Origin of the sequence: Streptomyces sp. NPDC006872 (assembly GCF_040635845.1) — a bacterium.
Lineage (GTDB): Bacteria > Actinomycetota > Actinomycetes > Streptomycetales > Streptomycetaceae > Streptomyces.
Map to the genome: position 1 here is coordinate 26230 of NZ_JBEYIL010000023.1, position 13530 is coordinate 39759.

General features: G+C 72.0%; 12 protein-coding genes. 10 read left to right on the plus strand and 2 right to left on the minus strand.

What is annotated here, in order from left to right; genetic code table 11:
- Positions 1–240 precede the first annotated feature (240 nt).
- Complete coding sequence (locus ABZ725_RS44565; RefSeq protein WP_358808078.1) at positions 241–1758, plus strand: glutamate--cysteine ligase; 1518 nt, start codon at positions 241–243, stop codon at positions 1756–1758.
- An 11-nt stretch (positions 1759–1769) separates the two neighbouring features.
- Here the strand turns inward: ABZ725_RS44565 and ABZ725_RS44570 are convergent, their stop codons facing one another.
- Complete coding sequence (locus tag ABZ725_RS44570) at positions 1770–3539, minus strand: substrate-binding and VWA domain-containing protein (protein ID WP_358808079.1); 1770 nt, start codon at positions 3537–3539, stop codon at positions 1770–1772.
- A 186-nt stretch (positions 3540–3725) separates the two neighbouring features.
- Here ABZ725_RS44570 and ABZ725_RS44575 point away from each other — a divergent pair, with 186 nt between their 5' ends.
- Positions 3726–4526: a CPBP family intramembrane glutamic endopeptidase gene (locus ABZ725_RS44575; RefSeq protein WP_351916296.1), complete on the plus strand. Its 801-nt coding sequence runs from the start codon at positions 3726–3728 to the stop codon at positions 4524–4526.
- A gap of 66 nt (positions 4527–4592) precedes the next feature.
- On the opposite strand, the gene ABZ725_RS44580 is transcribed toward ABZ725_RS44575, so the two are convergent.
- The gene (locus tag ABZ725_RS44580; RefSeq protein ID WP_358808080.1) at positions 4593–5402 is read right to left on the minus strand and encodes a PhzF family phenazine biosynthesis protein; all 810 of its coding nucleotides are present in this window, start codon (positions 5400–5402) and stop codon (positions 4593–4595) included.
- 167 nt (positions 5403–5569) lie between these two features.
- Here ABZ725_RS44580 and ABZ725_RS44585 point away from each other — a divergent pair, with 167 nt between their 5' ends.
- The 8 genes from ABZ725_RS44585 to ABZ725_RS44620 all read left to right on the plus strand — a co-directional run bounded on the left by ABZ725_RS44585 (position 5570) and on the right by ABZ725_RS44620 (position 13504).
- Positions 5570–8248: a LuxR C-terminal-related transcriptional regulator gene (locus ABZ725_RS44585; RefSeq protein ID WP_358808081.1), complete on the plus strand. Its 2679-nt coding sequence runs from the start codon at positions 5570–5572 to the stop codon at positions 8246–8248.
- A gap of 84 nt (positions 8249–8332) precedes the next feature.
- Positions 8333–9961 carry an MFS transporter gene (locus ABZ725_RS44590; RefSeq protein WP_358808201.1) on the plus strand — a complete coding sequence of 543 codons (1629 nt, stop codon included), beginning with the start codon at positions 8333–8335 and terminating at the stop codon, positions 9959–9961.
- A 100-nt stretch (positions 9962–10061) separates the two neighbouring features.
- Positions 10062–10583 (plus strand): hypothetical protein, encoded by a 522-nt coding sequence (locus ABZ725_RS44595; protein ID WP_358808082.1) that lies wholly within the window; start codon positions 10062–10064, stop codon positions 10581–10583.
- 130 nt (positions 10584–10713) lie between these two features.
- Positions 10714–10911 (plus strand): hypothetical protein, encoded by a 198-nt coding sequence (locus ABZ725_RS44600; protein WP_358808083.1) that lies wholly within the window; start codon positions 10714–10716, stop codon positions 10909–10911.
- Positions 10912–10955: 44 nt separating this feature from the next.
- Entirely contained in the window at positions 10956–11591 is a 636-nt protein-coding gene (locus ABZ725_RS44605) for a DUF308 domain-containing protein (protein WP_358808084.1), read from the plus strand.
- 106 nt (positions 11592–11697) lie between these two features.
- Entirely contained in the window at positions 11698–12129 is a 432-nt protein-coding gene (locus tag ABZ725_RS44610) for an SHOCT domain-containing protein (protein ID WP_358808085.1), read from the plus strand.
- Positions 12130–12182: 53 nt separating this feature from the next.
- Positions 12183–12611, plus strand: coding sequence for a hypothetical protein (locus ABZ725_RS44615; RefSeq protein ID WP_358808086.1), 429 nt, complete (start codon positions 12183–12185; stop codon positions 12609–12611).
- Between the two features lie 50 nt (positions 12612–12661).
- The gene (locus ABZ725_RS44620) at positions 12662–13504 is read left to right on the plus strand and encodes a class II glutamine amidotransferase (protein WP_358808087.1); all 843 of its coding nucleotides are present in this window, start codon (positions 12662–12664) and stop codon (positions 13502–13504) included.
- Positions 13505–13530: the final 26 nt, after the last annotated feature.

Genomic DNA, 13530 nt, shown 5'->3' on the forward strand with positions numbered 1-13530 from the left:
GGCCCATTCTCGTCGGAGTTTTTCACGAGTTGCCGAGTTCCGGAAAAGGCGCCCGGCCGCATGCCCGGTGAATGTGCCAACGGACACCTCCGACGGCTTTCGGTCAGCGTAGCGGGCGCCGTGCCCGACGGGGGACGTTATCGATCGGCCGGGTTGGGCATCATTCCCCCTGACCCGGACCTGACCCGGACGTCCGGCGGCCGAGATCGCCGGTCCGCCCATGCGAGGAGGGACGCTTCGATGGGGGAGAAGGTCGTGGCAGGCGCGTTCGACCTGTCCGATCGTCAGCACTACCGGGAAAAGCTCCGGCGGTGTCTGACGGGGCTCGAGCGACTCCTGGCCCAGAAGCGCTTCGACCGCCCCAAGAACCTCATGGGGCTCGAGATCGAGCTGAATCTCGCGGGCGCCGACGGTCTGCCGAAAATGCTGAACGGTCAAGTTCTGGAAAGAATCGCGAGTCGCGATTTCCAAACAGAACTCGCCATGTTCAACCTGGAAGTCAACATAGCCCCACACCGATTGGGCGGTCGGGTTTTCGATCGGCTCGCGGAGGAACTCCGTACGTCACTGGCATATGCCCATCGAAAGGCGGGCGAGGTCGATGCCGGAATCGTGATGATCGGTATTCTGCCGACTCTCGACCGGGACGACCTGGTGACGTCCAACCTTTCCGACGTCGACCGCTACACCCTGCTCAACGATCAGATCGTGGCCGCCCGGGGAGAGGACTTCGTCCTCGAGATCGAAGGGGTGGAGCGACTGTCGTGCACCTCGAAGTCGATCGTGCCCGAGGCGGCCTGCACCTCCGTGCAGCTGCATCTGCAGGTCACGCCCGACCGGTTCGCCGGGGTGTGGAACGCGGCGCAGGCCGTCACCGCCGCGCAGATCGCCGTCGGCGCCAACTCGCCCTTCCTGTTCGGCCATGAGCTGTGGCGGGAGTCGCGGCCCCCGCTGTTCCAGCAGGCCACCGACACCCGGCCGCCGGAGCTCCAGGCGCAGGGCGTGCGGCCGCGGACCTGGTTCGGGGAGCGCTGGATCAGCTCGGCGTTCGAGCTGTTCGAGGAGAACCTGCGCTTCTTCCCGCCGCTGCTGCCGATCTGCGATGCGGAGGAGCCGCTGGAGGTGCTGGACGCGGGCGGGGTGCCCTCGCTCGCCGAGCTGGTCCTGCACAACGGTACGGTCTACCGCTGGAACCGGCCCGTCTACGGCATCGCCGACGGCGTTCCGCACCTGCGCGTGGAGAACCGCGTCCTGCCCGCCGGGCCGACCGTGACCGATGTGATCGCCAACGCGGCCTTCTACTACGGCGTCGTCCGCTCCCTGGCCGCGGAGCCCCGGCCGGTGTGGTCCCGGCTGCCGTTCGAGGCGGCCGCCGCCAACTTCGACGCGGCGTGCCGGTACGGCATCGACGCGCGGCTGCAGTGGCCGCGCCGGGGGCGGCTCGGGGGCGTGGTCGAGGTGGACGCGGTGAGTCTCGTCCGGGACGAGCTGCTGCCGCTGGCCGAGGCCGGGCTCGACGGGTGGGGGGTGGAGCCCGCCGACCGCGATCTGTATCTCGGGGTCATCGAGGAGCGCTGCCGACGACGGGCCAACGGGGCGACCTGGCAGGTCGAGACGTTCCACCGGGCCGTGGACGCCGGGCTGTCCCGGGACGCCGCGCTGGCGGCCACCACGCGGCGCTACGCGGAGCTGATGCATCTGGGGGAGCCGGTGCACACCTGGCCGGTGGGGCTGCCCGAGCCGGTGCCCATGGGGTGAGGGCGTCGGGTTCACGAGCCCTGTGTCGCCGCCGCCACGATGGCTTTGAGGATCACCGTGTGGATCTGGGAGGGGTCGGTGACCGACTGGCCCGAGCCGCCTGTCGCCTTGGCTATCTGGTCGGCCTCGGCACGGTCCGCGCCCGGGCCGACCGCGATCATGATGAGGGGGACGGGACGCCGGGGGCTCGCGAGTTTCTGGAGTTCGGCGAGAAGGGTGGTCCGCGAGATGCTGCCCGGGTCCTGGTTGACGCCGTCGGTGAGGATGACCAGCGCGTTGAACTTGCCCTGGACGTAGGAGGCGGTGGCCTCCCGGTACGCGGCGAGAGCGGTGTCGTACAGGCCGGTCGCGCCGTTCGGGACCGGTGCGAGACCGCCGAAGGCGGACGACAGCCGGTCGCGCTGTGTGCTGCCGCCGCTCGCGGCCGCGCCGAGCGGCTCGGTGGGCACCAGGACGCGGTAGTCCTTGTCCCCGTCCAGCTTGGTGGAGAACTCCCACAGCCCGATCTCGTCCTGCGGCGTGAAGGTGGCAAGGGCCTGGAGCAGCGAGGCCTTGGTGACGTCCATCCGTGAGCGTCCCGTGCCGGGGACCGGCTCCGACATGGACGAGGAGGCGTCGACGACCGTGGTGAGGCGGGCGCTCTGCACCGTGATCGTCCACGCCCCCAGGGTCTCCTCGACCGCCGTGTCCGTGGCGGGCCGGGCGGCCGGCTCGGAGAACGGCTGCGGGCTGCTGCCGCCGGCCGCGGTCACGACCGTCTGCGGGACGTCGTAGTCGGACGTCCGGAAGCCGTGTCGCTGGAGGATCTTCTGCTGCTCGGGGCGGCGCAGATAGGTCATGAACCGGATCGCCGCCCGGCTCTCGTCGGTGCTCAGCCGGGTCTTGTCGACCAGCGTGTACGGGTAGTCGAGGCGGGGCGAGCCGTCCTTCGGGTAGAACAGGTCGAGGCCGGTGCCCGCGTCCGCCGAGGCGTTGTACGTGAACGAGGCCTGCTCGGTGACCACGACCGCCTGGTTGCGCTTCGGGTTGCCCCGCTCGGCGCCCGAGGTGTCGCGCGGCAGCGTGTCGAGGACCTGGGCGTCGGTGTCCGAGGTGCGCTGGGACAGCGTCTTCATCAGGGCCGCGGTCTGCGTGGCGCCGTCCTGGGAGCCGGCCGTGGCGGCGCCGACCTGGGTCAGTGCGAGCAGACCGGTCGCGCTGCGCGCCGGGTCGGCCGCGCCCAGCCGCAGGGGGCTGCCCTCGAGGGTGGCGGCGGCCAGCTCCGGCCACGAGTACGTCTTCTTCGGCCAGCCCAGCGACTTCGCCGCCGTCGGGACCATCGCCACCGTGACGGGGGTGGAGGCCACGTTGCCCACCGGGGTCACCTGGGTCGCCTTGCGGTCGGCGGTGATCCGCTGCACCCACAGGTCGGAGTCCGCCACCCACACCTGTGCCGCCGCGTCCTTGCCCGCCGCCAGTGTGTCGGCGACCTTGGCCGACTCGCGTGCCGTGACGGTGATCGCGAGGCACAGTCCGTCGGACGTGAGGCCGCTGTCCTCGGCCTGCTTCGCCGCGACCGTGAGCGCCGGGGCCAGATCGGGGGACGCGGCCACGGTCAGCCGCACCGGGTGGTCCCGGCAGGACGAGCCGAAGGAGAGCAGACCGCTGCGCACGGCCGCCGTGGCGCCCCCGGCGACCGTGAGGACCAGGGCGGTCGCGAGGGCCACCGTGCGACGGCGTATGCGAGGACGGGGGTCGCTGCCGCCCGCCCCGCGTTCATCGGGCAAGCTGTGACGTCCCATGACGGTGGTGCCCCTCCCGGTCGACTCCCGTGGCGGATTTCCGCCGTGCGGCATGCGAAGGGGAGGTACGCCCCGTACGGCGCCCGTCCCCCCGACGGTCTGTCACGCACGATCTTCGTAACTTCTTTCGAGACCCTAGCGAGACCGGGGTGGGTATGCGGCGGTTTTATGCAACTGGAGGCAAGTGTGCAGGTGGAGGCGGGGTCGGTGGCTGATTCGTTTCCGCAGGATCGGCCCCCGCGGCGGATCCTCCGGGACGAGACGCTGCTCGTTCTGGGGCTTTCGCTCGGTGCGAGCGGTGTGTCCGCCCTGATCAGTTTTGTCGGATCGGTGACCAAACCAGGAGGCTTGAAGGACCAGGCGGCGACCCTCAACGCCTCGGCCGCGCCGGGCCGTCCATGGCTCGATCTCGCCTGGCAGCTCTTCGGCATCGCCACGGCGCTCGTCCCCGTCGCCCTCGTCGCGCACTTCCTGATGCGTGAGGGGAAGGGGCTGCGGACCCTCGGCTTCGACCGCACCCGCCCGTGGCCGGACCTCGGCCGCGGGGCGGCGATCGCGGCGGTGATCGGCAGCAGCGGCATCGCCTTCTACCTGGCGGCACGCGGCCTCGGCTTCAACCTCACGGTGGTGCCCGAGGCGCTGCCGGACGTGTGGTGGAAGTACCCGGTGCTGATCATGTCCGCGATGCAGAACGCGATCCTCGAAGAGGTCATCGTCGTCGGCTATCTGCTGCGCAGGCTGGGCCAGTTGGGCTGGTCGCCGGGCAGCGCGCTCGTCGCCAGTTCCGTGCTGCGCGGCTCGTACCATCTGTACCAGGGCATCGGCGGCTTCATCGGCAACATGGTGATGGGCGTGGTGTTCGTCTACCTCTACCGGCGCTGGGGCCGGGTGGGCCCGCTGGTGGTGGCGCACTCCCTGCTCGACATCGGGGCCTTCGTCGGGTACGCGCTGCTGGCGGGGAAGGTGGGGTGGCTGCCCACGCCGTGACCACCCCGGTTCCGCTCCTTCCCGTTCTTCCCGTCCTTCCTGTGCTGCCTCTGTTTCCCGTCTTTCCTAGACGAGCAGTTCGCCCTCGATGACGGTGACCGCGCGGCCGCTCAGCAGGGTGCGGTCGCCGCGGAACTCGGTGCGGACGCGGCCGCCGCGGGGTGAGGCCTGCAGGCCGGTCAGGGCGGTGCGGCCGAGCCGCTCGGACCAGTAGGGGGCCAGGGCGGTGTGGGCGCTGCCCGTCACCGGGTCCTCGTCGATGCCGATGTTCGGGAAGAAGCAGCGGGAGACGAAGTCATGGCCCAGGTCCGGGTTCTCGGCGCGGGCGGTGGCGATGACACCGCGGCTGGAGCAGGCGGCCAGGGCCTTGTGGTCCGGCCGCAGGGCGTGGACGGCCTTCTCGTCGGCGAGCTCCACCAGCAGGTCCCCGACCTGGGGGCCGGTGTCGAGGCAGGCGAGCGGCTCGGCGCCCAGCGCCTCGGCGACGCCGGCCGGGATCTCGACCTTCGTCAGCGGGGCGGTCGGGAAGTCCAGGGTGATCGAGCCGTCCGCGGCGGGCGTGGCGACCAGGACACCGCTGCGGGTGGCGAAGCGCACCGGGCCCGTGTGGGCGCCGGTCGTGTGCAGGACGTGGGCCGTGGCGAGCGTGGCGTGGCCGCACATGTCGACCTCGGCGACCGGCGTGAACCAGCGCAGGGCCCAGTCCGCCTCGCCGCCCGGCGGGAGCGGGTGGGCGAACGCCGTCTCGGCGTGGTTGACCTCCAGGGCCACGCTCTGGAGCCGGTCGTCGTCCGGGAAGGCGTCCAGGAGCAGGACCCCGGCCGGGTTGCCGGCGAAGGGGCGGTCGGTGAAGGCGTCGACGATACGAATCTGCATGCCGGTGACGCTAGGCGGCCGGTGGCACCGTCGGCCAAGGCCAATCCGGGAGTCCTGGCCTGCTTTCCGTGGCAGGCCGTTGCGGGCTCGCAGCGCGCCCGGAGCGGATCACTGGGATCCTGGAAGGGTGTGCTGCGCATGATCTGACGACCAGGGCGGTGAGCGCCATGGCTGGTCTCGGAGACCCTCAGGGGGATCCGTTTCTGCGTACGCGGTTCGTCGTGCCGGCCCGGCCGGTGACGTTCCTGCGGCGTGAGCGCCTGGTGAGACACCTCGACCAGGCGCTGGGGACTCCGTTGACCATGGTCAACGGAGCCGCGGGCGCCGGCAAGACACTGCTCGTCGCCGACTGGGCCGCGGCGCGCGAGCGGCCCGTCGCCTGGCTCACCACCGACGCGGCGGGCCAGGGGCCGGGCATGCTCTGGGCGTATCTGCTCCAGGCCCTGCGCTCCGCCGGCGTGTCCCTGTCCGACGGGATCGGCTGCCCGGCGGACGCGTCCCGGGTACCGCCCACGCTGCCCGCGCGGCTCGCCGCCGAGCTGAGCGCCCGGGACCGGCCGGTGATCGTGGTGCTGGACGAGTACGACCGGGTGACCGACCCCGAGATCGCGGAGCAGTTGGAGTTCGTCGTGCACCACGCGGGCGACGGCCTGCGCCTGGTCCTCGTCACCCGCACCGAGCCGCTGCTGCCGTTGCACCGGTACCGGGCGGCCGGCGGACTGACGGAGATCCGGGGCGCGGAGCTCGCCTTCACCCCCGAGGAGGCGACCGAGCTGCTGGAGCTGCACGGGCTGCGGCTGCCGGCGCACGCGACGCAGGGGCTGGTGGAACGCACCCGGGGCTGGGCCGCCGGCCTGCGGCTGTGTGCCCTCGCCGCGCGGGAGAGCCCGGACCCGGAGCGGTATCTCAAGGAGTTCGAGGCCGACCGCAGCACGGTCGCCGACTTTCTGCTGGCCGAGGTGCTCAGACGGCAGCCCCCCGAGACACAGGACCTGCTGCTGCGGGTCAGCGTCCTCGACCGGTTCTGTCCCGAGCTGGTGAACGCGCTGACGGGGCGCGCCGACGCCGAGCCCATCCTCGTCGGACTGTGTCGCGAGAACGCGTTCGTCGAGCACCTCGGGCAGGACCGGTACCGTCTCCACCCGCTGTTCGGGGAGATCCTCCGGGCCCATCTGCGGGTGCGGTCGCCGGGCCTGGAGCCCGCGCTGCACCAGCGGGCGGCGCACTGGCTGCGGGGCTCGGGGTCCCTCGCCGAGACGCTGGGCCATGGCGCGGCCGCGGGCGACTGGGAGTTCACCGCGGGCGCCCTGGTCGACGACCTCGCCATCGGCCGGCTCTTCACCGGCCTGCGCTCCGACGAACTCGCCGAACTGTTCTCCCGGATGGGACCGGAGGCCACAGGTCCGGCCACGGATCTGGTCCGTGCGGCCCGTGAGCTGTCCCGGCGCGACCTCGACCACGGTCTGGTCCATCTGCGGCACGCGGAACAGGGTCTGACGGCCGAACCGGGTCTGACGGCGGGACGGACCCGGGCGGCCGAGTGGAGCCCGGAGGGCGAGGAGTCCGGCCTGGTCGCCGCCCGGTTGAGCTGCGCCCTGCTCGAGGCGCTGGCCGCCCGGCTCACCGGTGCGCCGGGCCGGGCGGAGACGGCCGCGGCGACGGCCGAGTCGCTGCGCGACCAGGTCCCCGCCCACCTGCTGGACAGGCATCCCGAACTCATCGCCCTCCTGCTGGCCCATCTGGGCTCGGCGCGGCTGTGGGCCGGACGGTTCGAGGACGCGTGCGCCGCCCTGACGAAGGTGACCGGCGCCCCGGAAGGGGCCTCGACGGCGCTCGCCCGCGAGGACTCGCTGGGCCGGCTGGCGCTGATCGACTACCTGAACGGCTGGCCCGGCAGGGCGGAACGCAAGGCGCGGGCCGCGCTGACCGGGACGGAGCGGTACGGCCTGACCCAGCCGTCCGCCTCCGGCATGGGACGGCTGGTCCTGGCCGCCGTCGCCGTCGACCGCAACGACCTGGGGCGGGCTCAGACCCTCCTCGACGAGGCCGACGAGGCCGTGGAGTCGCACCCCGCCTGGCGGGACCCGGTCCTGGACGCGGGCCGGGCCATCGCCACCGCCCGGCTGCGGCTGGCCCGCGGCGACACCAGGGCCGCGCTCGCGGTAGCGGAACAGGCCGTTCCGGCCGCCGTGGTCTCTCCCTGGGCGGAGGAACAGACGGCGCTCGTCGTGTCCGCCGCGCATCTGGCCGAAGGACGACCGGAGACGGCCGTCGAGGTGCTGCGGGCGCTGTCCGACGAGCAGCCCGCCTGGGTGGTGGGCGCCGCGCGCGCCGAACTCGCCGCGGGCCGGCCCCGGGCGGCGGTCGACCTGCTCGACGGTGTGCGCGCCGAGGGCCGCTACGGCCCCGCCGTGACCGTCCGGGCCACGCTGCTGAGGGCACAGGCGGCGCACGAGGCGGGGGACGCGGCCGCCGCGTGCAGGCTCGTCGCCCGGGCGCTGCGCGAGGCACAGCGCGACGGGCTGCGCCGTCCCTTCATCGAGGCCGGACCGTGGATCCGCCCCTTCCTCGGCGCCGCCGCACCGCGGGGACCGGCCGCGGACCGGCCGACCCCCGGCGCACCGCCGCCCGACGGCCCGCCGGCGCCCGTCGTGGAGGAGCTGAGCGGACGCGAACGCGACGTGCTGCGCAGGCTGGCCCTGATGATGTCGACGGAGGAGATCGCCGCCGATCTCTATGTCTCCGTCAACACCGTCAAGACCCATCTCAAGAGCGCCTACCGCAAGCTCGCGGTCAACCGTCGGGGCGACGCCGTGCGCCGGGCCCGAGAGCTGAAGCTGCTGTGACCGAGCGGGTCCGGCTCCCGCGGCTCGCCCGTGGTGGGTGAGGCGGCGACCGGACATCTCCGCTGCCATGGAGGTGTGGACACCGTGACCCGCTGGCGGGCTCTGATGGTCCTGGGCACCGCCCAGTTCCTGATGGTGCTGGACACCTCCGTCATGAACGTCTCGATCAGCCAACTGGTCGAGGACTTCGACACCGAGGTGACCGCCATCCAGGCGGTCATCACGCTGTACGCCCTGGTCATGGCCGCCTTCATGATCATCGGCGGCCGGTTCGGGGACATCTTCGGACGCCGCCGGCTCTTCCTGCTCGGCCTCGTCGTCTACGCCACGGGATCGGCCCTCACCGCCGCCGCTCCCACCCTCTGGGTCCTCGCGCTCGGCTGGTCGGTCATCGAGGGACTGGGCGCCGCGATGGTCCTGCCGGCCATGGCGGCGCTGGTCGCCGAGTCCTACCGGGGGCGGGACCGGGCCGTCGCCTACGGGGTCATCGGAGGCCTGGCCGGCGCGGGCATCGCGGTCGGCCCGCTGCTGGGCGGCTGGGTCACGACGTATCTGACCTGGCGGCTCGTCTTCGCCGGCGAGGTCGTGGTGGTCCTGGTGATGCTGTGCTTCCGCCGGGTGATCCCGGAGTCCCCCCGAACCGGGGCGCGACACCACCTCGACGGCGTGGGCGCCGCGCTCTCGGCGGCCGGTCTGGCGCTCGGCGTGCTCGGGGTGCTGCAGAGCGGGACCTGGGGCTGGGTCCAGCCCCGCAACCCGCCCTTCACCGTCTTCGGGTTCTCGCCCACGCTGTTCGTCATCGGCGCCGGAGTGGCCGTGCTGGCCGTCTTCGTGCACTGGGAGCGGCGCCGCGAGGCCCGGCGCGCCGAGCCCCTGGTGCATCTGGCGCTGCTGCACCGGCCCGCGCTGCGATCCGGCCTGATGTGCCTGCTCAGCCAGAACCTCATCCTGTTGGGGCTGTTCTTCACCATCCCGCTGTACCTCCAGGTCGTGCAGGGCTTCGACGCCTTCGAGACGGGCCTGCGACTGCTCCCGGTGTCGATCACCATGCTGGCCGCCTCCATGGGCGCCTCCAGGCTGGGCCGGGTGGCCGGGCCGCGCCGGATCGTGCGGCTCGCCCTGGTGACCCTGGTCGGGGCCGTCGTGTGGTTGCTGGCCACGATCGACCCCGAGATCGACGACGCGCAGTTCGCCGGAGCGATGGCCCTGCTCGGGGTGGGCATGGGCCTGCTCGCCTCGCAGCTGGGCAACGTCGTCCAGTCCAGCGTGGGGGAGGACGAGCGCAGCGAGGTCGGCGGGCTGCAGTTCACGGCCCAGAACCTGGGCTCCGCGCTGGGCACCGCGCTCATCGGATCGCTGCTCGTGGGCGCGCTGGCCCAGGCCTTCACCACACAGGTGGCGGACGACCCCCGGCTGTCGGAGGAGACCCGTCAGCAGACCGGCGTGGCTCTCGAGGCGGGGATCAGCTTCGTCCCGACCGAAGAGGTGCGCGCGGCGGCCGAGGACGCCGGTCTGCCGCCCTCCGAGGTCGACGCCCTCGTGGACTCGTACGCCTCGGCGCAGCTCGACGGTCTGAAGGCGGCGATCCTCGCCGCCGGCGGGATCACTCTGGCCAGTTTCCTGGTCACCTCGCATCTGCCGGCCCGCAAGGCCGAACGCCCGGGGCGGCCCGACACCGGCGCGCCGGCCGACGCGACGGGATCGCGCCGCTGAGCCGTCCGGCTCTTCCGGTGCTTTCGTTGCTTTTGTTGCTTTCGGTTTCTCCGGCTCTTGAGGCTCGTCCGGCTCGTCCGACTCGTCGAGGGAGGTCACGATGGCGGGGACGGGACACGGCTCGGCGGTCCGGGCGGACATCGCCGAGCGCCGGGCCGAGACCGACTACACCGGCGGCGTCTACGGATCCATGCTGGCCGCCTCGGTGGTCGTCGGCGCCGGCTCCCTGGACTCGTTCCCGCGCCTTGAGCTCATGCTGCTGCTGTTGCTCACCGGCGTCGTGTTCTGGGTCGCGCATGTGCACGCCCAGCTGTTCGGGGCGCGGCTGGCCCAGCAGGGCCTGGGTCGTCGGGTCGTGCTGCGGGTGTGCCGGGAGGAGTGGCCGATCGTCAACGCCGCGGTGCCGCCGGCCGTCGCCGTGGCCGTCAGTCCGCTGCTCGGCCTCGACCTGGAGGGCACTCTCTGGCTCGCCCTCACGGTCGCCGTCGCGGGCCAGGTGGGCTGGTCCGCGGCGGCGGCACGGCGCGCCGGAGCCTCGTGGCACCTGGTGTCCCTGACCGCCGCGGTGAACCTCGTGCTCGGCCTGCTGATCATCGCGTTCAAGCTCTTCGTGACGCACTAGAGGCACGTACCGGACGTGCGACGTGGGCGGACATCACCTGCATGGGGTGAGGCCGGACGGGCGACAGGGGCGGACGATCGTGGGAACAGAGCGCGGTCCGCCGTCCCAGGCCATCCCGGGGGAGCAGCACATGCGCTATGAGTTCCGCGTCGACGGACATCTGTCGGAGGCGCTGACCAGGGCCTTCCCGGAGCTGGAGTATGTGGTCATGTCCGGGCAGACCGTGCTGTTCGGACACGTCGTCGACGAGGCGCACCTGTACGGGCTGCTGGCCCGCTGCCAGTCCCTGGGCCTGCGGGTCCTGGAGATGCGCCAACTGCCGGAGTGACGCCGACCGCCGGCGTGACGTGGAGTCGTGCGCGAGGAGGAGCCATGAGCGTGTCGTCCGGTCCCGCACCGCACACCGGGCCCGTCGGCGTCGATCCCGCCGAGGGCCTGGCCGCGCTCGGGCGCTCCTGGCTGTGGATCCTCGGCTCGGCTCTCGCCATGCTCGTGCCGGGCATCCTGATCCTGGTCTGGCCGGACGAGACCCTGCACGTCCTCGCGGTCCTCATCGGCCTGTACCTGCTGGTCACCGGGGTGTTCCGGTTCGTCGCGTCCTTCGCCGGGGAGGACCACGGCGAGCGGGTCACCGGGCTCCTGCTGGCCGTGCTGTACGTGGTGGCCGGGGTGCTGTCGCTGCGGCACCCGCTGCAGACCATCGCCGCGCTGTCGCTGATCGTCGGCGTCCTGTGGCTGGTGTCCGGCATTCTCACGCTCTTCACGGCGCTCGCCGCCAAGGACCTGCCGCACCGGGGAGTCGTCCTCGGCGCCGCGGTGCTCGCCGTCGTCGCGGGGATCGTGGTGCTCGCCCTGCCGACCGAGTCGGCCCTGGCGCTGACCCGGCTGCTGGGCCTGTGGCTCGTCCTCCTCGGCCTGGTGGAGGCGGCGGTCGCCCTCGCCTGGCGCGCCGCGCTCCGCCGGAGGGCGCGGCCGAGCCGGCCGAGCGCCCCCGTCGGGACCGGCTGAGCGGCCTCACCCGTCTGGGGTGAGGCCGCCGGGCTCCCGCCCTGTGCAGGGTGGGAACGGCACGCACTTCGGGTTTTCGGGCGCAGGCCCGGGACGGAGGAGACAGATGAATGGGGACACGTACCTCGCGTACGACTATCCGCTGCTGAGCGCCTTCTGGACCATGCTGGTGTTCTTCCTGTGGATCATGTGGTTCGTCCTGCTGTTCCGCTGCATCGTCGACATCTTCCGCGACGACGAACTCAGCGGCTGGGCCAAGGCCGGCTGGCTGGTGTTCTGCATCGTCCTGCCCTTCCTGGGCGTGTTCGTCTACGTGATCGCGCGGGGCAAGGGCATGGGGCGCCGGGAGGTCAAGCAGGCGCGTGATCAACAGCAGGCCTTCGACAGCTACGTCCGTGAGACCGCCAAGGGCACCGGCGGCAGCTCCAGCAGCGTCGACGAACTCGCCCGACTCTCCGAGATCCGCGCCCGTGGCGACATCACGGACGAGGAGTTCACCAAGGCCAAGCAGCTCGTCCTGAGCGGCTCCGGCCGCTGAGTTCCGCAAGTCCGTGCACTCGTCGAACGACGACACCGAATCGAGGCAACGGGATGACCGCGTCACACACCACGCCGTCGGCCGGGCGGCACACGGCCAAGCAACAGTGGGCCCAGGGCCTGATGATCTTCGCAGCCGTCACGCTCATGCTCTCCGGAGTGCTCGACATCTTCCGCGGCGTGATGGGGATCGCCGAGGACGACGTCTTCGTGACGACCCGCAACTACGTCTTCGCGTTCGATCTCACCGGCTGGGGCTGGATCCACCTCGCCCTGGGCGTGGTCGCCGTGATCGTCAGCCTGGGTCTGTTCCAGGGGGCGATGTGGGCGCGGGTCGGGGGCGTGGCCGTCGCCGGGCTGATCATCATCGCCAACTTCCTCTCCCTGCCGTACTACCCGGTCTGGTCCGTCGTGCTGATCGCGTTCTCCGCGTTCGTCATCTGGGCGCTGTGCGTGGTGAAGCCGAACAGGTCCGCGGCATGACCGGCCCGGCCCGCCCGGACCGCCCGGTGTCTCCAGGAAGGCGTTAGACGATGTGCCGATGGCTTGCCTACTCGGGTACCCCGGTCCTGCTCGAAACGATTCTCTACCGACCGGCCCACTCGCTGATCGACCAGAGCCTGCACTCCCGGATGGGCGTCGAGACGACGAACGGCGACGGCTTCGGCGTCGGCTGGTACGCAGCCGACGCGGACGACGGGAGCCCCGCGGTCGTCCGGGAGATCGGCCCCGCCTGGAGCAACCGCAATCTGCGGGAGATCGCCGGTCATGTCCGCTCACCGCTGTTCTTCGCCCACATCCGGGCCTCGACCGGCACGGCGGTGCAGCAGACCAACTCCCACCCGTTCCGGCACGGCCGCTGGATGTGGATGCACAACGGTGCGATCACCGACTTCCACCTGATCCACCGGGACCTCGCCCTCGCCGTCGACCCCGCGCTCTTCCCCGACATCGAGGGGTCGACGGACTCCGAGATGATGTTCTTCCTGGCGCTCACCCTGGGCCTGGAGGAGGACCCGCCGGGCGCCGTCGCGCGGATGGCGGGCCTGGTGGAACGCGTCGGCCATGAGCACGGCGTGGAGTTCCCGCTCCAGATGACCATCGCGGTGACCGACGGACAACGGCTGTGGGCGTTCCGCTACTCCAGCCAGGGAGCCTCCCGCTCGCTGTTCTACAGCACCCGCGTGGAGACGCTCCGGGCGCTCCACCCCGACCTGGAGTTCCTGCGCGAGGTCTCCGACGAGACCCGCCTCATCGTCTCCGAGCCCCTGGGCGATCTGCCCGGCGCCTGGAACGAGGTCCCCGAGGGCACCTACGGTGTGGTCCAGTCCGACGGTGCGGACGACATCGTCCAGTTCGTCCCGCAGGCGGCGTAGAGCGCGGCGACCTGGCCACCGCCCGT